The sequence below is a fragment of the Serratia sp. 22264 genome (assembly GCF_052045345.1).
Taxonomy (GTDB): Bacteria; Pseudomonadota; Gammaproteobacteria; order Enterobacterales; family Enterobacteriaceae; genus Serratia; species Serratia plymuthica.
Genome location: NZ_JBQEOY010000001.1, coordinates 714,905 through 740,794, shown reverse-complemented (window position 1 = coordinate 740,794; position 25,890 = coordinate 714,905). Strand labels below are relative to the sequence as shown.

The following is a 25,890-nucleotide window of genomic DNA, read 5'->3' as shown; positions in this document are numbered from 1 at the left end:
TAGTTTTAATCGAAAAAATGTAAATCTGACAGAGCAGAGATGAATCTCTCCAGATAATCCTCCCCCGTTAAAGGCCAGAAAAAATTCATTCGATGCAAGATCTGATTGGTGTAATCACTTCTACTTTCGAGAAGTGTTAATGGCCTGCTTCCTGGAGTACTTCTATAGGCTATCAAGGAAGAAATATCCTTGGATTTTTTCGGATTTTGCAGGTTTTGTTGGTATGCACATTCAAACTCATTCACTTCGCAGGGGGTGATGAGCCCACTATGGAGATTCAGAACGTTGATAATATCCCCGATGAAAATGCAATGATTGTTGACCGGGTGGAAAACTCGGCACATTGATGGTGTACGCGCTAAAGACAATATGGCTTTTGCGGTACTATCCACCGGTGACAACTCCGTTACATGCCCCATCGTTTCGAACGGAATTTTGCCTATTTTTTGATACGCTTTCAGCATGCCAATAAAGCTATTGGTATGGAAGTTGATCTGAAATTCGCCATCACCCAGCCGTGGCATCAGGTTGCCAACCCGCATTATTTTAACATCTAAACCTGCTGTGACAGCAGCTTCCAATGTTAAACGTTCAGACATAAACTTACTGTGCAAATACTTATTATCTAAATTTTGCCCGAAATAAAGCAACTGTTCCGAAAGGCGAGTATTTTCCGGAGGCTGGTTGTCAATGCTGAACCCCGCTACGCTCACGGTAGATATTTGAATGAAGCGGCAATTATTTTTCTTGCAGAAATCTATGCTGTTTTTCACCCCACCTAAATTAACGTTTTCAATTTCCATCCCGGCAGCAAAGTGCTTTACATTTGCAGCACAGTTAATGAATGTGTCGACCCTATATTCCATAAGACGGGACACTGCGTTTGTGTCGGTAATATCACCTTCAACGACATAGATCCGTGAGTCAAACTCTGCTTCAAAGCTGACGCCAAAATAATAAAAAAGGAGGTTTTTCAGACGATCTTTCGCCGAAACTTTCCCGCCACGAACCAGGCAGTGGACAACACCTTTTTCTGACCGCAGAAATTCATACAGAATATGAACACCCAGAAACCCCGTCGCGCCAGTAAGGACGATATTTCCCAAATCTCGCTTAACGTCAGCATTAAATGACTCGAGATTATTTTCAGCCAGAAGTGAATGAATGAGGCTGTAGTCATAATTTTCCGGTCTATTTTCTATTCTTGCTACGACAGAACCCTTATTGTTTATAAGAAACTTGGCCAAGTCTTCCGGCGTACTTTGGACAAAAACATCACCAAAAGACAGATGAAGGTTATGAGCATGAGCCTCAATAACCACACGAGTGACCAACAGAGAGGTGCCACCAAGATCAAAAAAGTTGTCATCTGCGCTAATATTTTCCAGTTGCAATACTTGGCTGAATATTTTGCAAAACAGACGTTCCACGTCGTTTTTGGGGGGCTTAAACGCCCGACGAGCCGTGAGCAGAGCTTCTGGCAGTGCTTTAAAGTCTACCTTTCCATTCGGCGTTTCCGGTAATTCCTCCAGTTGACGGTAGGCCGTAGGCACCATATATCGTGCTAACGATGTTGACAAAACGCTGCGCAACTGGTCAGGCTCCCATGAGCGTGAAGCCGTATAGAAAGCGCTTATATGTTCACGCCCCGCAATAATACGAACAATTACAGCGCAGGAGCGGATGCCAGGAATGGCCATTAGGGCATTTTCAATCTCACCAAGCTCAATGCGCATGCCACGCAATTTAATCTGCCCGTCATTGCGACCAAGGATAATCACGTTACCCTCTTCGGTCCATTTTGCGAGATCGCCGGAACGATAATAACGGATGCCCTCGACTGTGACGAACTGTTGCTTCGTCATGATGGGTTGACCATAGTAGCCTCTGGCTACGCCCTCCCCGCCAATCCACAATTCGCCTACCACACCTATAGGTAGAGCGTGGCCGTCGATGTCGACAATACGCTCAACCACATTATGTAAAGGGGAGCCGACGGTAATGCCATGCTCGTTTAAGTTGGCAATGTTACTGGAGATAGTAGTCTCGGTTGGGCCATAGGCATTAATCAGGACTGCGCCGGGCGCAATATGACGCAGCTGCTTGTAGAGAACCATCGGATATTTCTCACCCCCAGCAGTGATGACCCGGCAGCGAGACAGTGCCTTAACCATCTCGGGCTGTTCCAAATACTGCAAGAGGCGTGATGGTGTGAAGTTAGCCCCTGTACCTTTGGCCCTTTCAAAGAGCGCTGCCAATTTGTCGGGATTCTGTGCCTGTTCTTCGGAGGCAAACACCAAAGGCAAGCCATTCATGAGCGTACAGAAGGCATCTTCCAAAAAGGCATCAAATGAAACGGTAATGATGGAAACGAGCTTACAACGTGTACGGACAAAAGTGTGCACATGGAAATTACGCGGCGTGTTTTCCACATAATTAATAGCGTTAGCATGTGTCAGCATCACCCCCTTGGGCTTCCCCGTAGAGCCTGAAGTGTAAATGATATAGGCCAGTCGCTCTGGACTGATGTCCAAGACAGGATTATCCGTGTTGTCAAACCGCAACAAGTCATCAATATCCAACGCATTGTCATAAGCGCTTTCCCCCTGAGTCAGAACAAAGCGAGCTTGGCTATCTTCCAGAAGATGGCGCACTCTATCGGCCGGAGACTCCGGATCTACGGGAATGAAAGCGCAGCCCGCTTTCATGATGCCCAACATAGCGGAGAACACCCGACTGGTCCGGGGCAACATGAAAGCCACGCGGTCTTCCGGATGCACATTGCGCTGTAATAACGCCCAGGCAATCCGATTGGCCGCACGGTTCAATTCATCAAATGTCAGCTCACCGTCTATGGCTGAAAGTGCCGTCTGGTTCGGTTGACAGGCCACCTCCTGTTCAAACCGGCTATGCAGGTTGCGGCTCGTCACGTTGGGAGTGATCGGTTCGTTGAATAATGCAAGCCTGCGCGCCTGTTCCTCAGTCATGAGTCCGATAGAGGAAACCCGCGCGTTTGCTTCCATTCGGCACATAGTACGGACAATGTGAGCCAAACTATCAACGAGGGTATTCATAAAACTTCTTTCATACAGTGCGTCGCTGTATTCCACGTTAAGCTGATAGACACTCTCCATAGCATTGATTTCAATAGTCAGCGGGAATTTAGGCGCTTTTTTCAATTCTGGAAGTATAAGAGTTTCAAACTTTATACCTTCCCCTTCCAGTAAATCGTTATTCGCAGGGAGATCCTGAAATGCAAAATTGATCTCTGGTACCCAATGTCTGTCAGCAACAAGGTGGGTAAAAGAATAAGTTTGATGTTCAATGGTATTCAGTATTTCTTCCTTTACCCTCAGTAAATAATCTTGCAGTCCTTCCTCCACCTGTAGTTCTAATGTTAATGGCAAGGTTTTGGCTAGCATGCCGACACTATTGTGATAACGGGCGTCATCTCGTCCGTTGTGAATAATGGATAACAGGAGGTGTCTGTTACTCACGAAACGACTGATGAGCAGCGCGGAGGCTCCGAGGAATAGGCTGCCTGGCGTAAGCCCCATGCGCGCACAAAAAGAGTCGATTTCCAAACGCTCCACTGAAAGATTGACGGTATTCGAATTACCAACAGCATGATTTTTTTCTGCGGACTGTCTCGGTGCCAGCACTGTGGGATTGTCAATGAGAGCGAGACGCCCATCATAGTAGCTACGTGCCAAACTGATATTCTGCTCTTGCTCATCCAATCCTACTTCGAAGGCGCTGACATTTTCCTCAGCAAGAGTGTGTCCCAAATAAGCCAGGCTTAAATCGCGTAAAAATACATCCGCAGAAAAACCGTCAAAGATCAGGTGGTGAAAGTCCGCTAACAGCCAGAGGTGAGATTCCGTGCGGCACAGGGTCAAACGAAATAGAGGGCCAATAAAGAGATCGAACGGCTGAACAAAATTATGCATCACCTTTTCGATCTCAGACTCGCAGCACTCTAGCCGAGAAACAACTATGTTAGCCTCGTCGCGGCGCTCCAAACCGAGTGTCGTGCCTTCCATTATTAGACCTGCTTTAAGCGTCGGATGCACAGCAACCACGGCCTGCAATGCACGTTGCAATTTATCGATATTCGTTTTTTGAGGCAGCTTTAGTCCCAAAGGAATATTATAAATCAGAGAATCCGGCCGCTTGGCGCAGTCATAGTAGATGCCCCACTGGGTGGTGCTCAGAGGATAAACGCGCCGACTTTTTCGAGCGGTTTTTACCTGTGTCGGTTTTGCCTGCCCTATCAGAACTTCGACACCCGCCACCGTAGCATCTCGCATTATCGCCAAGGGGCTGAGCGTGACATTGAGCTCATGATTTAGCTGAGCGGCGATCTTTATAGCAGAAAGTGAACTCATTCCGGCGTGATAAAGGTTTGTATCCACCCCAAAGGCATCATTGCCAATGAGCTCGGAAATAATGGCGCAGATACGCCGCTGCAATGCATTAACAGGCGCTTTTAGGTCCGAAATCACACTCAGAGGGGGTAGCTTTTGGTAGTTTATCTTGCCATTGGGCGTTATAGGGAGCGACTCAAGCTGCATAAACCCGGAAGGCACCATATATCCCGGCAGGTTTTGGTGTAAGGCGTTACGCAGTTCAGCATCGTTAATGGGCCGATCCGCTTGAAAATAGGCGTCCAGTACATCACCGCGAACCACGATCACGACGTCATTGACACCCGATATATTTCGTATCGCTGTTTCAATTTCACCCAGTTCTATCCGAAAGCCGCGGAGTTTGATTTGATCATCATTGCGCCCCAGATACTCCACTTCACCTCGTTCATTCCAGGTAGCCCGGTCGCCAGTACGATACATCCTCTGCGTGTCCAAGGTATCAGCAAAAGGATTATCCACAAATGCAAGGTGCGTAATCTCGGGCTTATTCCAATAACCATCGGCAATCTGCGGCCCAGATAGGTACAGCTCACCCTCCGTCCCTATTGGGAGAAGCTCTCGATTGCGATCAACAATATAGTGTCTAACCCCTGGCATAGGCGTGCCTATAGGAATGTTATCGTAGCATCGTTGAGGGTCAACCAAATGCCCGGTGGCAAGGACCGTAAACTCTGTAGGGCCATAAAAATTGAAGAGGCGGCCGGCATGATCGGGAACGGACCTCAGCTTTTCGCCACCCGTGGAAATAGTGAGGCCCGGCGCGTCAAACCGCCGCAGGAATTCCACACATATTTGAGTGGTGAGAAAAATGTCGGTGATAGCTTTCTCGTGCAGATACCGGTGCAGCGCGTCCATATCCAGGCGCGTTTCCGTATCTATGATATGCATTTCACTTCCCGCACACATCGGAGGAAACAACGCAATGACTGCGGCATCAAAACTGAAACTTGAGTGCAGAGCTACACGTGAGTTTTTATTAAGCTGCATCAGTTCCACCATCCAGATGACAAATGTGGCTAATGCCTTATGGGAGATAACCACGCCCTTTGGGGTACCGGTAGACCCTGACGTATAGATCATATAGGCCGGGGAGAAAAGATCGGGGGATCTTGGCAAGGAAAAACGCGTATCGAGCTGTTCAGCTTCGGCCAGCAACGCATGGATATCAAGAACACTAAGACCGAGCTCTGACAACCTTTCCCCGCTGATAGGACTATTATCGTCCACAATAAGCAGTGGTGCCTCACTGTCAGCCAACATATATTCCAGCCTGCTCAAAGGGTAATCAGGATCTAAAGGAAGATAACTCGCCCCTGCTTTCATCACGGCATAAACGGCCAGAGGGAAAGCATTATCTCGAGAAATGGCGAGCGCTATAACCCGTCCACGCACGGGGCCTTTAGCCTCAAGCAAAAATGCAAGTCGATCAGTGAGGCTGTCTACTTCCGCGAAACTTAGGCTTTGCTGCCGATCGCGCAAGGCAATATGTTGTGGGTGCTCAGCGGCGCACTTACGGAAAAGATCAACAAAAGTGGCGTCAGAATCGCTCGAGATGGGAGAGGCAACCTGAAAGCCAGAGAGGAGAAGATCGCGCTCCTCCTCACCCAGGATCTGCAACCGATCTATGGCACGATCAGGGTTATCCAACAGGTTGATAACCATTGTTTTGATACCTTCCGCCATGCGATTGGCATCTTGCTGACTATAGGCTGCATGGCGGAAATGTAGATGTATCCTTTGCAGGCCGTCGCGGTCATCACGGCAGCTGTTTACACGGAATACCAAGCCAAAAGGGATACTTTGCTTTTTGGTAAACTCCATCGCGAATGGCTGGGTGCGGCAGGCATTGGACACGACGGAAAAATTCCATAGCATCGATGTGTCCTCTCCCTGACTGTTTAATTTTTCTACCACCTCTTCCAATGGATATTGACCATGATGCAGTACTTCACTAAGCAGCAAGTTGACATGCATAGCCAATTCGCCGAAGTTTTGCCCCGACACGCGTTTGATATTAAGCAACAGTGTATTGGTCTGCATGCTAATAGATTCCGCCACGTTTCCCTTATTTCGACGCCCTGCGTGGGCCGTAAGTATCGGTAGCGCGTCACAGTCAAAACGGCGGAAAAGATAAGCGCCTATAATTGCCAGAGCCAGACGGAATGCAGAAAGCGGAGTGGGAAAGCTTTTACTATAGGCATTAAGACGCTGCGTCAACTCAGGTTCAAAATCAATGACTACAGTCCCGCAAGAATCACTCCCACCCCTAAGTTTTTTGGGAAAAAGACGGGTATCTTGCAGTTGTTTTCCCCAGAATTCTGCATCACGCTGCCAAGTGTCTGAATGGCTATAAGCTGCTTCTGCCTGTAAGCAGGCCATTTGTACCTGATGTCTTTTGACCAGCTGTCCGTTAGCACTGACAACAGCACAAGCTTCAGCTATCCACTTGCCTAACAAGTTGATGCCGGTACCATCTAGCAGAACATGGTGGAACTTGCCCCAAACTCGCGTACCGCCGCCCTCATCACCTGGAATCGCCTGGATAAAAAACTCATAGAGAGGCTTATCCCAGAGGGTGGAAAATCGCTGCATAAAACCGTAACGTTCTTGCCATATAACATCGCCCTCTTCCAATAAGTGAATAAGCGACACATCGGGTTCTCCCACATAGTGGGAGAACTCAGTACCGCCATTACGTAGGCAAAAGCGACTGTTGATATCTTCTTGTTTGTATAATATCTCTGACAGTGCCAACAGCATCGTTGGCGGTTCTATTTTATTGAAATCATACAGAACCCTAAGCATATATTGGTCAGACTCAGGGAAAAGACTCTCCGCGTTAAGAATACGGCGCTGTGGAAGAGTGGCTGGCAAGTAATTATTCATATCAAACTCCTTTAAATCATTAATTAAAAATCAAAATCCCGCTCCTTAAATTAAAACGCCAAGTCAAATTCCTGGCATTGGTAAATACCAAGAGAACTATTCACAAAGAAAATGAATAAAATAATACAATAAGCTTAAATTATTAATACTCAATTACAGATACAGCAAAAAAATCAATGATCAGCAGTAATAGCCATACTATTATCATACGTATTTTGATCTTATTAAAACAAGAAAAAAGCCAATAAACGTTGGCTTTTGGGTGACAGCTTATCATTGATAATTATTTTTAATATAGAATGATTGGGTATATTTTTATATCGATAACACATATATGGAGACAGGAATGAAATTTATTTGGGAAGTTAAGAAACCACGGCGATTTATAATTTCCCAAAAAAATGAGGGGTTGACAGCAGTCATTTAAAATAGAGGGTAAGTTATCCTTTGGTGTAATTACCGAGAAGAAATCCAATAGTTTTCACTCAACAAATTAATTATTATAAATTTAAAAAACAAAAAATCAATTCAGGCTATCGCTTAAGCCACTCTAACCTCAAATCTCATTGATCACTAAAATGTAATTTTTATTACAGCCATCTATTTCTCATTAACCTCCATAATTAACCAGAAGTGTATGTCATTACATTATAATGCCTATAATGACAGTTATATCCCATGTTTAACCAACATTCCATGGTAAACCGAAGGATACCCACAAACGCCTGCCATGGCCAAAAACCATGGCAGGCGCGTCTACAGACACAATCCATTTTCATCTATACAGTATACGATTTGTTTTTATCGTGCCAACAAGCACAACTCCGGCGGCAATTCACGGCAATCAGTGTTTTTTGCGGTTACGGTGCATGTCGATCGACACGGCGGCGACGATAATCACGCCTTTGATAATGTCCTGAATGTAGGAGTCCACGCCGATAAAGGTGAAGCCGCTTTTAATCAGCCCGAGGATCACCGCGCCGATCAGCGTGCCGGTAATGCGCCCGACGCCGCCCATCAGGCTGCTGCCGCCGATCACGGCCGCGGCGATAGCGTCCAGTTCATAAGACATCCCCATGCTCGACTGGCCGCTACTGACGCGCGCCGCCAGCACCACCCCCGCCAACCCCGCCAGACCACCGGCGATGGTATACACCGTCACCAGGTATTTATTGACATTGATGCCGGATACCCGGGCCGAGGTCATGTTGCCGCCGATGGCGTAGATATATTTGCCGTAGCGGGTATGTTTCAGCGCAATATGGAAAATCACCGCAATCACCAGGAAGATGATCACCGGCATCGCGCCCTGGCCGATCGAGGTAAACCCGTCGGACAGGAAGCTGACCGGGTTACCCTGGGTGTAATACTGCGCCAGGCCGCGCGCCGACACCATCATGCCCAGAGTGGCGATAAAAGGCGGAATGCCGGTGCGGGTAATCAGAAAACCGTTGATGAAACCGCAAACGATGCCCACCCCTATCCCCGCGCCGATTGGGATCGCCGCCGGTAAATCGAGCAGTGCCGGGTACATCGGTGAAATGCTGTCGGAGGTTTGCGCCAGGCTGGCCGCCACCACCGCCGTCAGCGCAATCAGCGAGCCGGATGAAAGATCGATGCCGGTGGTGATAATGACCTGGGTAACGCCAACGGCAATGATGCCGATAATCGCCACCTGCAGCACGATCAACAACAGTCGGTTGGGGTTCATCAGGAATGACTGATCGCGAATATACCAGCCGAGAATTTCGAATATCAGCGCGATGCCGATCATCACGATAAAGATGCCGGTGTCTTTCGGCATTTTGCCGCTCAGGCCAGAGAACAGTGGCGCTTTACCCGCAAGCGGCTTCTCGATTTTTACATTACTCATGGTGGTTCACCTTTGCGTTATTCAGAGGCCAGCGCCAGGATTTTTTCCTGATCCGCTTCTTCTTTATCCAAAATGCCGGTAATACGGCCGCCGTGCATGACCATCACCCGGTCGCTCATGCCGAGGATCTCCGGCAATTCCGAGGACACCAAAATAATGGCGACGCCACGGTTCGCCAGCTCGCTGATCAGGCGATAGATTTCCGCTTTCGCCCCCACGTCGATACCGCGCGTGGGCTCGTCGAGAATCAATATTTTCGGCTGCGCCAGCAGCCAGCGGGCGATAAGCACCTTCTGCTGATTGCCGCCGCTCAGGTTATTGATGATTTGATCCATGGTCGGGGTTTTGATGTTGAGCTTTTTGATCTGCTCCATGCAGTCTTTGGCCATTTGCACATGGCTGACAAACCCGTTCTTGCCGATGTATTCCGACAGGTTGACGATACTCATGTTCTCAACCACCGACAGCACCAGAAACAACCCGGACTTTTTGCGATCTTCGGTCAGAAAGGCCAGCCCCAGCTCGATGGCCTTCGATGGGGAATCGACCTTTGCCGCCTTACCCTCGATAAAGATGCTGCCGCCGTCCGCCGGGTGCATGCCGAACAAACTTTCCATCACCTCGCTGCGGCCTGCGCCCACCAGCCCGGCGACGCCGAGGATCTCGCCGCGTTTAACGCTGAACGAAACATCGTGGAACCAGTCCGAACGCCGCAGCCCTTCGACCCGCAGCACTTCCTCGCCGATATTGTTGTTGAACTTGGGGAACATTTGGGTCAGTTCGCGCCCCACCATCATGGTGATCAGCGACTGCTTGGTCAGGTTTTCGGTTTTATCGCAGGCGATAAAGGTGCCGTCGCGGAAAATACTCACCTCATCGGTGATGGCAAAAATCTCATCCATCTTGTGGCTGATATAAATAATGCCTTTGCCCTGTTCACGCAGCTCGCGAATGATGGCGAACAGGTGCCCGACCTCGCTTTCGGTCAGCGCCGAGGTGGGTTCGTCCATAATCAGGACGTCTGCGTTATAGGAAACCGCCTTGGCGATCTCCACCATTTGCTGGCTGGCGATGCTAAGTTCGCCGACCAGGGTCTCCGGTTTTAACTTGATGTTCAGCCGCGACAGCAGATCGCGGGTTTTCCTGTTCAGCTCGTCATGATTGACGAAGCCAAGCCGCACCGGTTCACGCCCCAGCCAGATGTTTTCCGCCACCGTCATGTAAGGCACCAGGTTAAGCTCCTGGTGAATCATGGAAATACCCGAATGCAGCGCCTGCAGCGTATCGCTGAAGATCACCGGCTCGCCTTTTATTTTAATGGTGCCTTCATCGGGGTGATAAATGCCGATTAAACATTTCATCAGCGTCGATTTACCCGCGCCGTTCTCCCCCATTAACGCGTGTACGCTGCCTGGTTTGATTTTAATTGAGACCTTGTCCAGCGCCTTCACGCCGGGGAACTGCTTACTGATGCCTTCAGCCTCAAGAACATAAGGATACATACTGATAACCTCCGCCGTTCGTCAATGCATCCCTGCCGTATTTACCGCTGTGTATCGGGTAAATACGGCAAGGGATATATACCCGTCGCCTTTCAAACTGCAGCGTTGTTACCTGCTCTTGCTTACCCCAGTTACTTACTAAAGTAAGCGCCTGGGGATTAGCAAGCTGGGCGCCTAGCTGCAGCATGAAATTCATAGGGTATAGCCGCGCTGCTTTAACGCTTATTTTCTGTTCTTGTCGGCAAATTCCTGATAATTGGCCTTGGTGATCAGTTGGTAAGGGATCAGCACATTGCTTTCCACTTTCTCGCCTTTCACCAGTTGAATAGCGGTTTGTACCGCCCCCTCACCCTGGCCTTTGGCGTCCTGGAATACGCTCAGCGCCAGATCGCCCTTCTTGATGAACTCCAGCGCGTCCGGAGTGCCGTCAACGCCGGCCACCAACACGCCGCTTTTCTTCGCCTGCTTCAGCGCCAGGATAGCGCCGATGGCCATTTCGTCGTTATTGGAGGCGATGGCATCAATTTGCTGACCGGTCAGCACCCAGTCGGTGGTAATGTCGACGGCTTCTTTACGGCCCCACTTGGCGGTTTGTTTATCAAGGATTTTGATGCCGGGGTATTTGGCCGCCACCTCTTCCACACCACGGGTACGGTCGCGGGTCGCTTCATTGGACAGCTCGCCCATCAGGATCATCACGTTGCCCTTGCCGTTCATCTGCTTGGCCAGCTCTTCCATTTGCAGCTTACCGGCCAGTTTGGAGTCTGAGCCCACATAAGCCATGCCCGCCGGCAGCGAGACTTCCGGACGACGGTTGACGAACACCAATGGGATCTTGGCGTTTTCCGCCAGTTTGATCATCGGCTTCACGCCTTGGGTATCGACCGGGTTGAGAATGATGGCGTCGACGCCCTGACTGACAAAGTTTTCGACCTGTTGAATTTGCTGGGCAATATCCCCTTTGGCATCTTCAAACTGACCGCTGACGTTGCCGTCCGCCTTCATTTTGTTCTGCATTGACTGGCGCAGGATGGTGAGGAAGTTGTCATCGAAATAAGCCATTGAAACGCCGATCTTGATGTCTTTCGCCAACACGCTGGCCGGCAACATGCACATCAGTACCGAGGTGACGATCAGTTTCTTCAGCTTCATGTTCTGTACCCTTTAATCGTTAGAATGAAGATGCCTGTTGATTTGACAGCTAATGAAAAATATTTTTTACATTCAAACAACAATCCGGTCGGTGTTATCCCTTTGATACGGCAGATTTACCGCTTTTTCTGCGTATTCGGGCGGTGTGTAAAATTTTGATCGATATCTCAAAATAGAATAAAAACAACAAATTGAAATATACATCTTGGCGGTAAATTCAGGTCATCACGCCATTATCAAATGTTTATTTCATAATTGAGGTTATTGAAACTTTTTAACTCAAACAAGCGAAACATGCGTTTTGGAATGACCAAGTAACAAAAACATGACACGGATCTAACAAATGACGCAAAAGCCATCAGCCCTGTACCGGCTTTACTGCGCTCAGCCGCAGTTAACGCCCGCAGCAATAGAAAATGGCGCGCGGGTTTCTCAGTAAATGTGCGAGCGAGCGCGCAGTTTGCGGTTTCCCCATTTCATGCCCATGCTTACTCAGCGATACTGGATATATCCCTATTTTCAGGAGGATCTGACATGCAGCTCAGCAGTAAGGTACGGATGAACCGGCTGTTTAATAACGGCAAATGCCTCGATGTGGCGATCGACCACGGCATCGCCAATGAACCGGATTTTTTGATCGGCCTGGAGGATATCGAACGGGTCATGGGCAGCTTGATCGCCGCTCGGCCGGATGCCATTCAGGTTAATTACGGTCAGGCGGATTTGCTGCAACGCTCGCCGCAGCGCGACAAACCGGCGCTGGTGATGCGCACCGACGTCGGCAATGCCTATAACGCCGCCCGCCACCGCGAAATGTGGGCGGTGCTGCATAACCCGGACGCACCGATCCTCGCCGCGCTGCAAATGGATGCCGCAGCGGTGGTGGTTAACCTGTACCTGATCCCCGATGAGCCGGGCATTTTCCGCCAGTGCGTGGAAAACATCGGCCGGCTGCGCCATGCCTGCGATCGCTACGCCATGCCGCTGATGATCGAACCGCTGGTAATGGCCCCGCCCGGCCAGGGTGCCGCTTACGGCTCGCTGGGCGATGTGGAAAAAATGGTGCCGCTGGTGCGGCTGGCGCGTGAACTGGGCGCCGACATTATCAAGGCCGATCCGACCGAGCGGGTGGACGATTTTCACCGCATCGTGGAAGCGGCACGCTGCCCGACGCTGGTGCGCGGTGGCGGCAAAGGCGAACTGGGCGCGGTGCTGGAGAAGTCCGCCGCACTGATGGCGCAAGGCGCATCCGGCATGGTGTATGGCCGTAACGTTTATCAGCACAGCAACCCGTCAAAAGTGGTCAATGCGCTAATGGCGATCATCCACCAGGGCGCCAGCGGCCAGCAGGCGCTGGAAATCTACCATCAGCCCTGAAGGCGGCTTTTGTAACTAAAATAATCCCTCGCCCGGCGGCAGCATGTTATAACCTGCTGCCGGTCACTGCCCTGCAGCCTATTCCCCGCAAGAATCGTTGATATCGCCATTCGGAGAACCGCCATGCCCAAACAACGGATCCCACTGAAGCTTAGCACCACGCTCACGCTGATGGTGTCCGCCATTATTGCTTCGGTGCTGCTGGTGGTGTTCGCGCTGTTTTTTGTGCAGATGAACCAAGAGGGGCAAGATCAGTTACAGCAAAAAGCCATGGCGATTGCCAATACGCTGGCGCTCTCTTCCACCGTGGTCGAGGGTCTTGAACGTCAGGATCACAGCGGCGAAATCCAGCGCTTTGCCGAGCAGGTGCGTAAGCAGAACGAGTTGTTGTTCGTGGTGGTGGTCGATATGAAAGGCATTCGTTACTCGCACCCCAAACCCTGGCGCATCGGCCAGCATTTTATCGGCGAGGATCTGGAGCCGGCGCTGCACGGCAAAACCAACAGCGCCATCACTCGCGGCTCGCTGGGGCCATCATTGCGGGTTTTTGTCCCGGTCTATGACGCGCAGCGGCAGCAGATCGGCGTAGTGTCGCTCGGCATCGCACTGGATACCGTCCGCCGGGTGGTGGGCGAAAGCCGCTGGATTATTTACTGGACCATCGCCTTCGCCGCGCTGGTCGGCACGCTCGGCACCTTCTTCCTGGTGAGAGCGCTGAAGCGCATCATGCTCGGCTTTGAACCCTACGAAATATCCAACCTGTTCGAACAACGCAACGCCATGCTGCAGTCCATTAAAGAAGGCGTGATTGCGGTCGATAATCAATCGCGCATCACCATCGTCAACGACGAAGCCAAACGGCTGCTGCGTCAATGCGGGCCGCTTGAGAATTTGCTGCTGGAATCTGCCAGCAAGCATTGGCCGGCCCTGTTGCATCTGGCGGAGGTGCTGGCCAGTGGCAAGCCGCTGCGCGACCGGCAGATTAATTTTAACGGCAGCGAGCTGTTAACCAATACCGTGCCGGTGATCGTCAAAGGCCAGGTTATCGGCGCCATCGCCACCTTCCGCGATAAAACCGAGGTCAGCCAGTTGGTGCAGCGCCTGAGCGGCATGGCGCACTACGCCGACGCGCTGCGCGTGCAGTCGCATGAGTTTATGAACAAGCTGCATGTGATCCTCGGTATGTTGCATATGAAGGCTTATCAGCAGTTGGAAAACTACATCATCAATACTGCCAGCAACTATCAGGAAGAAATCGGCGCGCTGCTGCGCAAGATCCAGTCGCCGGAAGTCGCGGGCTTCTTTATCGGCAAGATCAGCCGCGCTCATGAGGCCGGCATTGAGTTGACCATTGATGAGGCCAGCCTGCTGCCGGAAACCGACGATGCGGAAACCACCCATGTGCTGATCAGCGTGCTGGGCAATCTGATTGAAAACGCCATCGACGCCATCGACGGCGTTGAAGGGCATGAGATCAACCTGAGCTTCCATCACAATGAGGATCGCTTACACTGTATTGTCAGTGATGACGGCCCCGGTATCGATCCGGCTATCGGCGCGCGTATTTTTGAGCAAGGGTTTTCCACTAAAGGGCCGGGGCGCGGTATTGGGCTGGCGCTGATCCGCAGCAGCCTGGAGAAGCTGGGCGGCAGCATTGATTTCGACTCTGAACCGGGTGAGCTAACCCAATTTTTTGTGCATATCCCCTATCGGGCCAAGGACTGAACCCATGATTAACGTATTGATTATCGATGACGATCCTATGGTAGCGGAGCTCAACAAATACTATTTGAGCCAGGTCAGCGGTTTTCACTGCCAGGCGACGGTCGCCACGCTGGCGCAGGCGCGCGCATTGCTGGCCGACGCCAACGTCCCGGTCGATCTGGTGCTGCTGGACATTTATATGCAGCAGGAAAACGGGCTGGACCTGCTGCCCGGCCTGCGCGAACTGGGCGAAAAAACCGACGTCATCATCATTTCTTCCGCCAGCGACGTGGACACGGTGCAGCGCGCGCTGCACTACGGCGTGGTGGATTATCTGATCAAGCCTTTCCAGTTCACCCGTTTCAAAGAGGCGTTGAACAACTACCAACAGCAGTCGCAGATCCTGGCGCAACGCGAGTTTTCGCAGAGCGACGTCGACAGCCTGCTGCGCCGCCAGCCCAGCAGCAGCGAAGGCAAGAAGCTGCCGAAGGGGCTGACCACCATCACGCTGAGTACGGTGTGCGAATGGATTGAGCAGCAGCATGACGGCGAGTTCTCCACCGACAATCTGGCCAACGCCATCGGCATCTCGCGCGTTTCCTGCCGTAAATATCTGATCTATCTGGCAGAAAGCGGCATCCTTGGCACCCGTATTCTGTACGGTACTACCGGCAGGCCGGTCTATCTTTACCAACTGAAGCCGGACGCCCTTGCCATGCTGAAAGAGTATTGCCGGCCGGCCTAACCGGTCAGAAAATCCAACAGCGCCGCCAAAAAATCATCGGGCAACTCGACGTTGGACAGGTGCACCACCGGCAACACCAGTAACTCTGCGCCCGGCACCGTACGGGCCAGCAACTCCCCCTGAGGCAGCGTGGTAACGGTGTCATCCCTGCCGGCGATCACCAGCGTCGGTGCCAGGATCAATGCCGCCGTACGGCGCATATCCAACTCGCGAACGGCGGCAAAACACCCGGCCAATCCCTGCATGGGGGTGGCCAGCAGCATAGTGCGAAATCGGGCCACCGTCGCCGCATGTTGCTGCCGGTATGCTGTCGAAAACCAGTTGGCCAGAACCCCTTCTGCAACGTCGTGCATGTCGGCCTGCCGCAGTTCGGCAATCCGCTCGTCCCATTGCCCTGCCGGCCCCAAATAAGACGAGGTGTTGGCCAGAACCAGCTTTTCGATCCTCTCCGGGGCATGTACGCCGAGCCACTGCCCAACCATGCCCCCCAGCGACAGGCCGCAGAAGAACACTTGCTCGAGCTGCAACGCATCCAGCAGTTCAATCACGTCGCGCCCCAGCCTGGCGACCGAATAGGCTCCCGCCGGGGCGTCTGACGCGCCATGCCCTCTGCCGTCGTAGCGCAGCAGGCTAAAGTGCGCGGATAACGCCGCAATGTGATCGTCCCACATCGCCATTGCGGTGCCAATCGAGTTGGATAACACCAGAATCGGTTTATCGGCCGCGCCGTCAAACCTGTAGGCAATCTTGCAACCGTCACCGGCGGTAATAAAAGACAAGCTGTTCATGGTCACCCCAATAGCCCTTGAGCGCGGGAGGATCCCGACGCCCGATATCCACTATGCTATAGGATTAAAGAAGGCTGACGAGCGCCTTAAATGACCGGCTGTGTAGCCTGACGGGAACCCCCATTTTGACCATGAACGATCGTCTCACCGGCATTACGACCTTCGTACGGGTGGTCGAGGCCGGCAATTTTTCGCTGGCCGCCGAACGCCTGCACCTGACCCGCTCTGCCGTGGGTAAAAGTATCGCCCGGCTTGAGCAGCGCCTCGGGGTTTTGCTGTTCCACCGCAACGCCCGCGGTCTGAGCCTGACCCACGAGGGCCAGGCCTATTACGATCGCTGCCTGCGCGCGTTAAGCGAACTGGATGCCGCCGACGCCGAACTGGACAACGGGCGGCGAGAACCGCAAGGCACTTTGCGGGTCAGCGCACCGAAACTGCTGGGCCGCCACTGTATCACCCCGGTGCTGATGGCGTTGGTCGGTCGCTACCCTAATCTGCAGGTCGATATCGCCTTCAATGATCGGGTGGTGGATTTGGCAGAGGAAGGTTTTGATCTGGCAATACGTATCGGCCCGCTGAATGACAGCGCAAACATCATCGCCCGTCGACTGGGCGGCCAACACCTTGCACTGTGTGCAGCGCCTGCTTATCTGGCTGCGCATGGTAACCCGCAAAGCGTTGCCGCGCTCGATGGCCACAGCGGCATCGCCTATCATCGGTTCGGTGAGGACGTCGGTTGGCGCCAACTCCAGGCCGATGCCGCTGCGAGTAAACTGAACATCGATATCCGCCTACGCCTCGACGATCTGCATTCGCTGGCCGATGCCGCCGTTGCCGGCGCCGGGCTGGTATGGCTGCCGAACTGGCTGCTGGCACGCTATCTCCGCTGCGGCGAACTGGTGCCAGTGCTCGACAATATTCACCTGCTGCCCAGCGATATTCATGCCGTGTGGCCACAGACTCGTTATCTTCCGGCCAAAACCCGCGCAGCTATCGACACTTTATTGGACCGGATGCCGGCAATGTTACTGGGGATCAATGACGGCGCTTGAGATTCGGGAAAGCCCTATCGCGGCCCGGTAGCCGGCAAGTTCCGTCCTGCTGGGATTTATTGCCGCAACGACGCTCACCGAACATCGTGCTGTTGCGCCGCCGGTTCGCCTCTTCGGTCGATCCCCGTTGCCGTTCCCGTTCAAGTGCCTTTTCATTGGCCAACGCCACCCCTTCGGCGCTCCATATCTTATGCTGTAGCCCGCTGCGCTTTTGCCGGTAATCCTCAGAAATTTTGTTATCCAACGGTTGTGCGGCATGGTATTGCAAATCAACCAGCGCTTGTGAAGAGAAAGAACAACACTGTGCCACGCAGGCCAAAAAAATCCGTTTCATCGATGCACTCCCAACATTAAATTTATCCTGCTCCACCCACGGCTCAGTACCTGCCTTTAGTTGAACCTTGTGCGACAAAAAGTACCGACATACAAGCGATGCGCCCCCATCACTGGAATTGGCAACCGCCTGACCAGCAGGCAAGGATTCGCCACAGAGGCCGAGCCGCACAGGCGTTCTTTGCGCTGGCGGTGCTCCGCCGTGGGTAACTCGGATTCCAATCGATGGATGGTGGCCTCCAGCGCTTTTCGCTGTGCCCGCAAATCGGCAAGCCGCGCCTGTTCCGAACGGATTTGCTCTACGTACCAGAGATGTTGCAACAGCCCGTTAAACCGCTGCCGATAGTCAACGGCATCGTCTTTCGCATCAGAGGCTGCGTGCTGAGCGTGCCGGTCGACAAATGAATAGCAACAGCAAGACGCCAGCAAGGTGAACGCCGCCGCAATCACAGAGGTCAATTTCAAAAGCATAAACTCCATTGATGCCGTTGGGGCTAGCAGCCGTCGATAAGCAACGGCTGTTCTTCGCGTGGCAAGGCCGACGGATGTGGTTCACCCATGGCAGAGGCAGTTTTTCCCTGGGCCTTGCAGCCTTTACGCAGGGCCAGCATATTGTCTTCGCTTGGCGTCGCCACCAGCGACCGCTGTTTTTCATTACCCATTTCGTCCCACAGGCCGTGGACCACTTCTTTCAGTTTCTTGCGAAACAACACAGGCGAGCCCCCTTCATGCTCCCGATCATAACGGGCGGCGGTGGCCGGGTAGCTCCAGGGAAACAATAAGAATATGAAAATAACGGGAATGCCTTTTTCCACAATAAACTCCTGTAATAAGCCCGATGCAGGCGCTCATTTCCATAAAATCAAAAGAGGCATTATTTGCCATTAAAATAAACGTTGACCGGAGAAAACACATTACCCGAACAATAATAAACCTTAATTAAATGGTCAGTATTGAGACTTATAATTCGCAGGCATAATATATTTATGCTGATTAGCGATCCCATAACCGGGACCAGTCCAAGGTTCCGCCGATGCGGGGCGAGCCTTCGTTCAATACGGAATAGGCCGACTCACCACTGCCAATGCGTTGTTTTTGTTCCCGCGTTGCCCGTACGGGCGGCTCCCAGGACGAATAAGATGAATCTGCATGAATAGCGCTACAGCCACTCAGCAATATTATCAGCGCGGGGATCCCATGACGCAATGCCATATATTCTCCTTAAAATAGACTTAACCGCCGGTGACGGTAAATAAAAAAATCACTTTTTTTAGTTTATTAATCAGAATGCGCCAAGCGGCCATGCCAAGGCAAAACGCATTACTGTTAAATAATGTGGCGAGTGATTTAACTTAAAACAAACAAATAAACCGGCCCAGCGCAGCGGCAATGACACTCAGCAAAGAGAGAGCGGCGCACAAAATGCGCCGCCGCGTCAGCTTTCGCTATCAGGCGCCCAGGCCAGCAGATCGCCCGGTTGGCAATCGAGAATACGGCAGATTTTGTCTAACGTCTCCAACCTGACGCCTTTCACCTTACCGTTCTTCAGCAACGACAAATTTTGCTCCGTGATCCCCACCTGCTCCGCAAGCTCCTTCGATCGCATCTTCCTTTTGGCTAACATGACATCAAGACTTACTATTATCGCCACTCTATTCTCACACGAAAGAAAGCTGTTCTTCATTCAGCCGCAACGCTTCCAGGAATACCCGGCTAAACACCAGGATTGCGCAGCCTACGATCAACGAGCGTACCGACTCGCTGTTGACGCCATAATAAATTATTAACAGCATTTTTTCACTGGCGGTCAGTATCATCACCTGCAACATGCCGGCCAATGAAGGGAACAGTACATCGACAATCAGTAAAATGCCGATGATCTGCAGCAACAGCATATTGTTGCGGTGCCAGACATTGCCGCGATAAAACTGATAAAACAGCCCGGCACCACACAGCAGCGCGCTGTAATAAGGCACGTAGGCGAACATATCCAGCAACAGGGTGGCGAGAATCGCCCAGCGCTGCTGCGGGATGGCGTAGGTATTCAGCTCCGGGTAGTAGTCGCGATAGGCGGCCACAATGCTGTTGAACGCTTCGCCCTGCACCCAGCCCTGGATAATCATAAACATCTCCACGCCGGTGCTGATAATCAGCATCGCCATGATCAACAAACACAAGCAACGTACGTAAAGTGGAAGGTGGATCCGTGGCACGGCAGCCATAACAAGTTCATCCTTGGAAAACAGCAATAAGTTATCGTAAAACGATAACTTATTGCTGTCAATGATCAAGTGGACTGATGAGTAGCGACGGGAACAGGCAGGTATGGACGTAAAAAAGCCGGGATAACCCGGCTTTTTCCGAATACTCGATAGGTTTAGACCAGTTCGATCACGTCGAACTTCGCTTCACCGCTGAGATCCGCTTCGTAATCAACACCCTGCAGACCAAAACCGAACAGACGCAGGAACTCGGCCTTGTAGCCCTGATAATCGGTCAGCTCATTGATGTTGTTGTCGTTGATCTGCGCCCAAATTTCACGGCAGGTGTTCTGCACGTCGTCACGCAGTTCCCAGTCGTCCAGACGCAGACGATGCTTCTCGTCGGTGTCCGGTGCGCTACCGCTGTACAGTTTGGTGGCGAACAGACGTTGGATTTGCTCGATGCAACCTTCGTGGATCCCCTGAGCCTTCATGATTTTGAAGACGATGGCGATGTACAACGGCATTACCGGAATGGCCGAGGAAGCCTGAGTCACTACCGACTTCAGCACCGCAACGTAAGCCGCGCCGCCTTTGGCCTTCAGCTTCTGATCGATGGCCTGAGCCGCGCGATCCAGATCTTCTTTTGCTTTGCCCAGCGTACCGTGCCAGTAGATTGGCCAGGTCAGATCGGTACCGATGTAGGAATAAGCTACAGCCTGTACGTTGTCTGCCAGCACGCCGGCTTCTTCCAGCGCGTCCATCCACAGCTGCCAGTCCTGGCCCCCCATCACTTTGACGGTATCGGCAATTTCTTGCTCGTTGGCAGGTTCAACCACGGCTTCTACCAGCACGTCTTTGTTGGTGTCGAGCGCCACGGATTTGTACGGTTCGCCGATAGGTTTCAGCGCCGAGCGCACCACTTCACCGGTTTCCGGCATTTTACGCACCGGGGAAGCCAGCGAGTAAACCACCATGTCGATCTGACCCAGGTCCTGTTTGATCAGGTCAATAACGGTCTGACGGCATTCGTTGGAGAAAGCGTCGCCGTTAATGCTTTTCGCGTACAGACCTTCTTCTTTAGCTGCCTTATCAAAACCGGCAGAGTTGTACCAACCGGCAGAACCGGTTTTGCCTTCGCTGCCCGGCTTTTCAAAAAATACGCCGATGGTGGCCGCACCGCTGCCGAACGCAGCATTGATACGTGACGCCAGGCCGTAACCGGTAGAGGCACCAATCACCAGCACCTTTTTAGGCCCGTTTTTCAGTTCGCCACGGGATTTAACGTAAGCAATTTGCTCGCGGACGTTGGCTTCACAGCCTGCCGGATGAGCGGTGGTGCAGATAAAACCACGAATTTTAGGTTTGATAATCATAGTAATTTTGTCTTGGTAGCTAAAAACCGAAGGACAATATACCTGATTTTCACAATATACTTAAGACAGGCGCATTGCAGAATCGCAACAAGCCCAGTGAGCAGACCAGTCTCGCCCGGTAAACTTCGGCCGCAGAGGGAAATCATAACGCGTGATGGCCTGGGGAGTTTACGTCGAAAAGTACCTTGCCAGTTGGGTACACGGTCATCAGGTCAGGATTTTCGGCCCTGACCTGCCGGGGCATAATCAGACCTTCTTCTTTTCCAACTGTTCAACCAGCGTATAGCGCAATGAGGATGCATCGGCCGGTACGTTTTCAGCCTGGGTCACCTTAACCTTCAGGCGATAGCGGTAACCCGGTTCAAAGTTGAAGCCTTCAATCTGGCTATAAAACATTTCCCACTGCCCTTGTATTGAATGACGCACCTGCATGCATTTCATTGGGGAGACGCCCATGCAATCCACCAGCGCACTGTTAACAAGTAACACTTCCGTATGGTCACCCTTGTTTTTCTTGGGTTGATTCACTGAGGTTCCCTCTTGGCTGCAGCCTGCCAAACCGGCGACGGCAACAAATAATAACGCTTGGATTTTCAATGTAATGCACCATTGACTGTTTGGGTGGGAGGGATAGTACCAAAGCTACGGCTACCGGGGCCAGCGGCGTGTTCCGAATTTGGAGGGAATGAGCCTGTTACAAATAATATCGATGAAATAAGGTGCGAAATCAGACCCGCAATTGAACCACTTAAGCGGTTTGTTAAGACAAAACGTAACAGCGGCCATTATCGAACATTCAGCATTGATTAATAATGACGGGCCACGGCGAACTCTTCATGTAACGTAATTTTATTATCACCTCGACTCGTCACTATTATCGTCAAAAGGCAGGAAAACATAAGCGATAAAAACCAACTCACCAATGAACCAACATCAAAAAAAATACCTCACTCTTTTCTTGGCTAAACACCACAGCATTAAAAGATGGCTATGCAAACTCATTGGTCATGGCTGCCGGCCGCTATGGAATAAAATCAGTAATGATTAGATTGCTATCTTTTTCTCCATAGCTCGGCAAACACAACTTCAATTATCCATTTGCTAACCGCAACATCTGGGTCTAACTTTATGAGATTAATAATACTAACCCGACCCACAGGTCTACAGCAGAACAATGAGACGAAACAAGATGAAGGTGAATGCTTCGCCAATGCCAACCGACCGCTGGGGCTATGCAGCCTTGAAGGGTTATAGTCAAATCCTGTGGGCGTGTACCTAAGGTACCCTGCCCCTGGGTTCGGTGGACAGTGAGAAAAAACAACGGGTCTGGCGTGGCCCCGCGAACAACACGTCAAGCCGGGCGGCAAGCCGTTAATTGTTTGGTGTGACAGGAGGAATATACCCGCTAAAATGACAAACCCTACTTTCGGTAAATAAGGTTTTATGCACGACCTCTCTGTGACAAGGGTAGCAACACAGCGGATATGCGGGTCAATACGGTTAGTCCAGCGAACTTTATTATTGAAACTTTCTGATTTTATTAACCAGCCGTATCCTTTCAGCCTAAAAAGTCAACAACAAGCCACCTCCCTAATAACGTTGGTTAGCGGTAGGTTGCAGTGATATGAAAGGCGTGTTACCTATGCTAAATATAATTTGGATAGAAATTAGTCGCGAGATTTTTCATGTCATGTGATAGCCCTATAAAAATGTTATCCCAGATCACAGATACAGCCAGTTTAGTTATACGGCGAGACATCGAAGGTGATAAAATCTACGGAGTAAACACGCAGCTTAGAAGACAGTCTAGTTAATTCCATCCAATAAATCAGTGGTATTAATAAAAATAGACATCGACATACATGGAATGGAGCACGATGAAACTACACAATATGCCGTTATTGGCAGTGACCTTGATCCCCTCACTGGTATTTGCAAGCGATACTCTCATCTCGCCTATGGTTGGTGGATTAGACATTTGCCAGTCAGCCATTATAAAAGGAATAACTAACTCTTACGATGCCGAAACATATTGTCGGTCTATCAATGAGACATCATCATCGCTGCTCGAAAAAAAACTTTTTGAATTCGGCAATAAAAAAAGCCCTAGTGATAAATTCCAGATCGGCTACACGCTTGGCTTTCCAATACTCTCTTATGTTGATATGAAGAGTGATGGTTCATTTACCATAAATAAAGACAAAATAAAATTCAGAATAAAACTGCTTAAAGACACTAATCGAGATGCCGTAGTCTATTTATTCTCAAACCATTTCTCCGTTACTAATCATGCAGAAACCGAGGAGAAAATAGCCGACATTGACAAATCAAGTCTAATGCAACTTAGCGATGGGAAAAGCCCAATCGATGGTTATTTCTCCAGTAAAACCTATCCATGGGCAATAAATTCCGATGGAACGCTAATAGATAAAGTACGCAAAGCCACTATAAAAGAAATATTAGCGCAACTATGCTCAATGGATGAAACCGACAAGAAAAAAATACGCGCAGTTACTGTTCTTGGTGAAGTTCATTACAGCTACCCTGACTTTTTTAATGGGATGGGCTATAAAGGAATAATGCAGCTCACCGATTACTCTCCTGATTCAGTGGCTAAATTCCAAGACTATTTACAAAGTAAGTATCATAACATTGAAGAATTAAATAAATCCTTTAACTCCGACTTTCCCTCATTTAAGGATATCTACCCGCCCGCAAAAAATATAAATACTGACAAACTGACCAATTTTTTCCAGCATATTGATTATGCATCCTCTGGAGAGTTGGCTATTTATGGCTGGGCTGCTGGGAAAGACGGAAGCCCGGTCAAAGTGAAAGTTTTCATCGACGGCACCGATGCAGGATATGCTGAGTATGGTCTGAATCGCTTGGATGTTTATCAATCGATGCCTTCGATCCGGCGGGCATCCGTTGGCTATCGTTATTATCTGGATATCAAGAAACTTTCTCATGGGATTCATACTGTCGATATTGTGCATGATGACAACGGTAAATATACTCTGATGAAGCATCTTGAAATTCCTGTGATGGATCGTACACAAAGCGCACCGGAAACCGTAGGTAAAGCTGTAACATTTCCGCAAGAGAAAGATATACTATTCTGGAATGATTATCCGGAATCACTTAAACCTGTCTATTACAACCCACTCTCTGAGGAGTTCTATAAATTCAGAAAGATGAACGTAACAAAAGAAATCACCGAATACGCAAATATCGTAAGCTCCTCTTGCATAACTAAAAACAGAACATTTTCACATCAGATTGCACCTATGTTCAATGGTGACTGGAATCAGGAAAAAACTGCCGTCAGCGACTCGCTAAAGAAAAATGATGCATACTATATAGGGTTTAATACCTACGGAGCTGCATTTTATGGTGATATTACGTTTAAATGGCTGAAAGACTCAGGTATCACAAGATACGGTATTCCTGAGGCTCACCCTATGGTTGAAAGTCAAAAAATAATATCTGAAGCACTTGAAAAACACCATGAAATGGGTGCTGTTTTCATCAGCCCTTACTACATCGAGCTAAAGCCCGAAAACTTTGGTGATGACAAAGAACATGGAAAATTCAAGATAGCCCCAAATAACACGCAATATTATTCGTCAGCCACATACAATGCAATAAAGGAAGCCATGGCCAAGTGATGCTTTAGAAATAAAAAGTCACTTAATTTAAATTAGTTGCCGAAATTGATAAGCGAGCATATCAATTCCGATAACGAAATAATGCGGCTGAAATTAAAAGGTCTGGGTCCAGTTGCGTGCGAACTCAGACCTCGTTAGCTATGGGAAAGAGAATCAAAAACCAGTGGCCCTGGAGCCAGCGGCGTGTTCCGAATTGATCGGCGAACCGAAATCCCAGGCCCGCCGTTTTTTCAGAACCGCACGTCCGCAGTTTGTTTCAACTGGGCAAAAGGACCCGAGAGAGTCAGATTATGATGCCTGATTATCGCCTCGGCACTCAGCGCCTGCGTATCGCTGCAAGTATGCGCATCAGCGACCAGTAGCGTTTGAAATCCCAGCTCACCAGCCTGCCGGCAGGCGGTATCCACGCAATATTGCGTTTTCATTCCTGCTATCACTAACCGGGTTATGCTCTCTTCGTTCAACTGCTCGGCCAGCCCCGTTTGATAGAAACAGCTGGGCCGGTTTTTATCTATAACCCTGTCCACTGCCGCATCGATTGCCAGACGCGGGTGCAGTTGCCAAAAATGACTGCCTGCTGCGATCGCTGACCCTTCTGGCCCGGCATGGCGCACAAAGAATATGGGGCAGCCCGCATCGTGTGCCCTACCAATCAGCGCGTTGATATTAGCCAGAACGCGTTCGCCTTCATAAGGCGGCTCAGGGCCCTCGTACATGCCGAGCTGCATATCAATGATCAAAAGTGCGGTACGGTGATGATGTTGTTGCACGTGAATCTCCGTCGTTACCAACCAGGACGG

The 25,890-nt window shown here is 50.6% G+C and carries 18 protein-coding genes; 5 read left to right on the top strand and 13 right to left on the bottom strand.

All coding sequences use genetic code 11. The features are described from left to right. Positions 1-5: 5 nt before the first annotated feature. The 4 genes from ACTJJ1_RS03630 to ACTJJ1_RS03615 all read right to left on the bottom strand — a co-directional run bounded on the left by ACTJJ1_RS03630 (position 6) and on the right by ACTJJ1_RS03615 (position 11,843). Entirely contained in the window at positions 6-7,316 is a 7,311-nt protein-coding gene (locus tag ACTJJ1_RS03630) for an amino acid adenylation domain-containing protein (protein ID WP_440832403.1), read from the bottom strand. Positions 7,317-8,160: 844 nt separating this feature from the next. Further along, a complete protein-coding gene (locus tag ACTJJ1_RS03625) occupies positions 8,161-9,189 on the bottom strand; it encodes an ABC transporter permease (protein ID WP_004943164.1) in 1,029 nt (342 codons plus the stop codon). Between the two features lie 17 nt (positions 9,190-9,206). After that, positions 9,207-10,691: a sugar ABC transporter ATP-binding protein gene (locus ACTJJ1_RS03620; protein ID WP_004943160.1), complete on the bottom strand. Its 1,485-nt coding sequence runs from the start codon at positions 10,689-10,691 to the stop codon at positions 9,207-9,209. A 222-nt stretch (positions 10,692-10,913) separates the two neighbouring features. Next, complete coding sequence (locus ACTJJ1_RS03615) at positions 10,914-11,843, bottom strand: sugar ABC transporter substrate-binding protein (protein WP_409443474.1); 930 nt, start codon at positions 11,841-11,843, stop codon at positions 10,914-10,916. Positions 11,844-12,377: 534 nt separating this feature from the next. Between ACTJJ1_RS03615 and ACTJJ1_RS03610 the strand changes: the two genes are divergently transcribed. The 3 genes from ACTJJ1_RS03610 to dcuR all read left to right on the top strand — a co-directional run bounded on the left by ACTJJ1_RS03610 (position 12,378) and on the right by dcuR (position 15,669). Next, on the top strand, positions 12,378-13,220 hold the full coding sequence (locus ACTJJ1_RS03610) for a class I fructose-bisphosphate aldolase (RefSeq protein ID WP_409443473.1): 843 nt from the start codon (positions 12,378-12,380) through the stop codon (positions 13,218-13,220). A 123-nt stretch (positions 13,221-13,343) separates the two neighbouring features. After that, positions 13,344-14,945, top strand: coding sequence for a sensor histidine kinase (locus ACTJJ1_RS03605; RefSeq protein ID WP_006324761.1), 1,602 nt, complete (start codon positions 13,344-13,346; stop codon positions 14,943-14,945). A gap of 4 nt (positions 14,946-14,949) precedes the next feature. Next, positions 14,950-15,669 (top strand): two-component system response regulator DcuR, encoded by a 720-nt coding sequence (gene dcuR, locus ACTJJ1_RS03600; RefSeq protein WP_004943147.1) that lies wholly within the window; start codon positions 14,950-14,952, stop codon positions 15,667-15,669. On the opposite strand, the gene pcaD is transcribed toward dcuR, so the two are convergent. Then, positions 15,666-16,457 (bottom strand): 3-oxoadipate enol-lactonase, encoded by a 792-nt coding sequence (pcaD, locus tag ACTJJ1_RS03595; protein WP_440832399.1) that lies wholly within the window; start codon positions 16,455-16,457, stop codon positions 15,666-15,668. The two genes, dcuR and pcaD, sit on opposite strands and share 4 nt — an antisense overlap. Positions 16,458-16,588: 131 nt before the next feature. Here pcaD and ACTJJ1_RS03590 point away from each other — a divergent pair, with 131 nt between their 5' ends. Then, positions 16,589-17,509: a LysR substrate-binding domain-containing protein gene (locus tag ACTJJ1_RS03590; RefSeq protein ID WP_440832397.1), complete on the top strand. Its 921-nt coding sequence runs from the start codon at positions 16,589-16,591 to the stop codon at positions 17,507-17,509. Here ACTJJ1_RS03590 and ACTJJ1_RS03585 read toward each other — a convergent pair. The 7 genes from ACTJJ1_RS03585 to ACTJJ1_RS03555 all read right to left on the bottom strand — a co-directional run bounded on the left by ACTJJ1_RS03585 (position 17,493) and on the right by ACTJJ1_RS03555 (position 22,016). Next, positions 17,493-17,843 carry a hypothetical protein gene (locus ACTJJ1_RS03585; RefSeq protein ID WP_041416891.1) on the bottom strand — a complete coding sequence of 117 codons (351 nt, stop codon included), beginning with the start codon at positions 17,841-17,843 and terminating at the stop codon, positions 17,493-17,495. The genes ACTJJ1_RS03590 and ACTJJ1_RS03585 overlap by 17 nt on opposite strands. A 56-nt stretch (positions 17,844-17,899) precedes the next feature. Continuing rightward, entirely contained in the window at positions 17,900-18,313 is a 414-nt protein-coding gene (locus tag ACTJJ1_RS03580; RefSeq protein ID WP_440832395.1) for a hypothetical protein, read from the bottom strand. Between the two features lie 23 nt (positions 18,314-18,336). Then, positions 18,337-18,657 carry a hypothetical protein gene (locus tag ACTJJ1_RS03575; RefSeq protein ID WP_409443470.1) on the bottom strand — a complete coding sequence of 107 codons (321 nt, stop codon included), beginning with the start codon at positions 18,655-18,657 and terminating at the stop codon, positions 18,337-18,339. A gap of 620 nt (positions 18,658-19,277) precedes the next feature. Further along, positions 19,278-19,493, bottom strand: coding sequence for a helix-turn-helix domain-containing protein (locus tag ACTJJ1_RS03570; RefSeq protein WP_440832393.1), 216 nt, complete (start codon positions 19,491-19,493; stop codon positions 19,278-19,280). Between the two features lie 7 nt (positions 19,494-19,500). After that, positions 19,501-20,064: a DUF2975 domain-containing protein gene (locus ACTJJ1_RS03565; protein WP_004943139.1), complete on the bottom strand. Its 564-nt coding sequence runs from the start codon at positions 20,062-20,064 to the stop codon at positions 19,501-19,503. 155 nt (positions 20,065-20,219) lie between these two features. Continuing rightward, a complete protein-coding gene (fabV, locus tag ACTJJ1_RS03560) occupies positions 20,220-21,419 on the bottom strand; it encodes an enoyl-ACP reductase FabV (protein ID WP_421416327.1) in 1,200 nt (399 codons plus the stop codon). 246 nt (positions 21,420-21,665) lie between these two features. Then, positions 21,666-22,016: a DUF4377 domain-containing protein gene (locus ACTJJ1_RS03555; protein WP_020438857.1), complete on the bottom strand. Its 351-nt coding sequence runs from the start codon at positions 22,014-22,016 to the stop codon at positions 21,666-21,668. 1,280 nt (positions 22,017-23,296) lie between these two features. On the opposite strand from ACTJJ1_RS03555, the gene ACTJJ1_RS03550 reads away from it, so the two are divergent. Further along, a complete protein-coding gene (locus ACTJJ1_RS03550) occupies positions 23,297-25,090 on the top strand; it encodes a beta-galactosidase (RefSeq protein ID WP_440832390.1) in 1,794 nt (597 codons plus the stop codon). A 230-nt stretch (positions 25,091-25,320) separates the two neighbouring features. Here the strand turns inward: ACTJJ1_RS03550 and ACTJJ1_RS03545 are convergent, their stop codons facing one another. After that, on the bottom strand, positions 25,321-25,860 hold the full coding sequence (locus ACTJJ1_RS03545; RefSeq protein ID WP_440832388.1) for a cysteine hydrolase family protein: 540 nt from the start codon (positions 25,858-25,860) through the stop codon (positions 25,321-25,323). Positions 25,861-25,890: the final 30 nt, after the last annotated feature.

Bases quoted from the DNA above. Each gene is read 5' to 3' on its own strand.
- ACTJJ1_RS03580 (WP_440832395.1), bottom strand. From the start codon at position 18,313: ATGCTTTTGAAATTGACCTCTGTGATTGCGGCGGCGTTCACCTTGCTG.
- ACTJJ1_RS03630 (WP_440832403.1), bottom strand. From the start codon at position 7,316: ATGAATAATTACTTGCCAGCCACTCTTCCACAGCGCCGTATTCTTAAC.
- pcaD (WP_440832399.1), bottom strand. From the start codon at position 16,457: ATGAACAGCTTGTCTTTTATTACCGCCGGTGACGGTTGCAAGATTGCC.
- ACTJJ1_RS03625 (WP_004943164.1), bottom strand. From the start codon at position 9,189: ATGAGTAATGTAAAAATCGAGAAGCCGCTTGCGGGTAAAGCGCCACTG.
- ACTJJ1_RS03615 (WP_409443474.1), bottom strand. From the start codon at position 11,843: ATGAAGCTGAAGAAACTGATCGTCACCTCGGTACTGATGTGCATGTTG.
- ACTJJ1_RS03550 (WP_440832390.1), top strand. From the start codon at position 23,297: ATGAAACTACACAATATGCCGTTATTGGCAGTGACCTTGATCCCCTCA.
- ACTJJ1_RS03605 (WP_006324761.1), top strand. From the start codon at position 13,344: ATGCCCAAACAACGGATCCCACTGAAGCTTAGCACCACGCTCACGCTG.
- ACTJJ1_RS03585 (WP_041416891.1), bottom strand. From the start codon at position 17,843: ATGAAACGGATTTTTTTGGCCTGCGTGGCACAGTGTTGTTCTTTCTCT.
- ACTJJ1_RS03620 (WP_004943160.1), bottom strand. From the start codon at position 10,691: ATGTATCCTTATGTTCTTGAGGCTGAAGGCATCAGTAAGCAGTTCCCC.
- dcuR (WP_004943147.1), top strand. From the start codon at position 14,950: ATGATTAACGTATTGATTATCGATGACGATCCTATGGTAGCGGAGCTC.
- ACTJJ1_RS03565 (WP_004943139.1), bottom strand. From the start codon at position 20,064: ATGGCTGCCGTGCCACGGATCCACCTTCCACTTTACGTACGTTGCTTG.
- ACTJJ1_RS03610 (WP_409443473.1), top strand. From the start codon at position 12,378: ATGCAGCTCAGCAGTAAGGTACGGATGAACCGGCTGTTTAATAACGGC.
- fabV (WP_421416327.1), bottom strand. From the start codon at position 21,419: ATGATTATCAAACCTAAAATTCGTGGTTTTATCTGCACCACCGCTCAT.
- ACTJJ1_RS03590 (WP_440832397.1), top strand. From the start codon at position 16,589: ATGAACGATCGTCTCACCGGCATTACGACCTTCGTACGGGTGGTCGAG.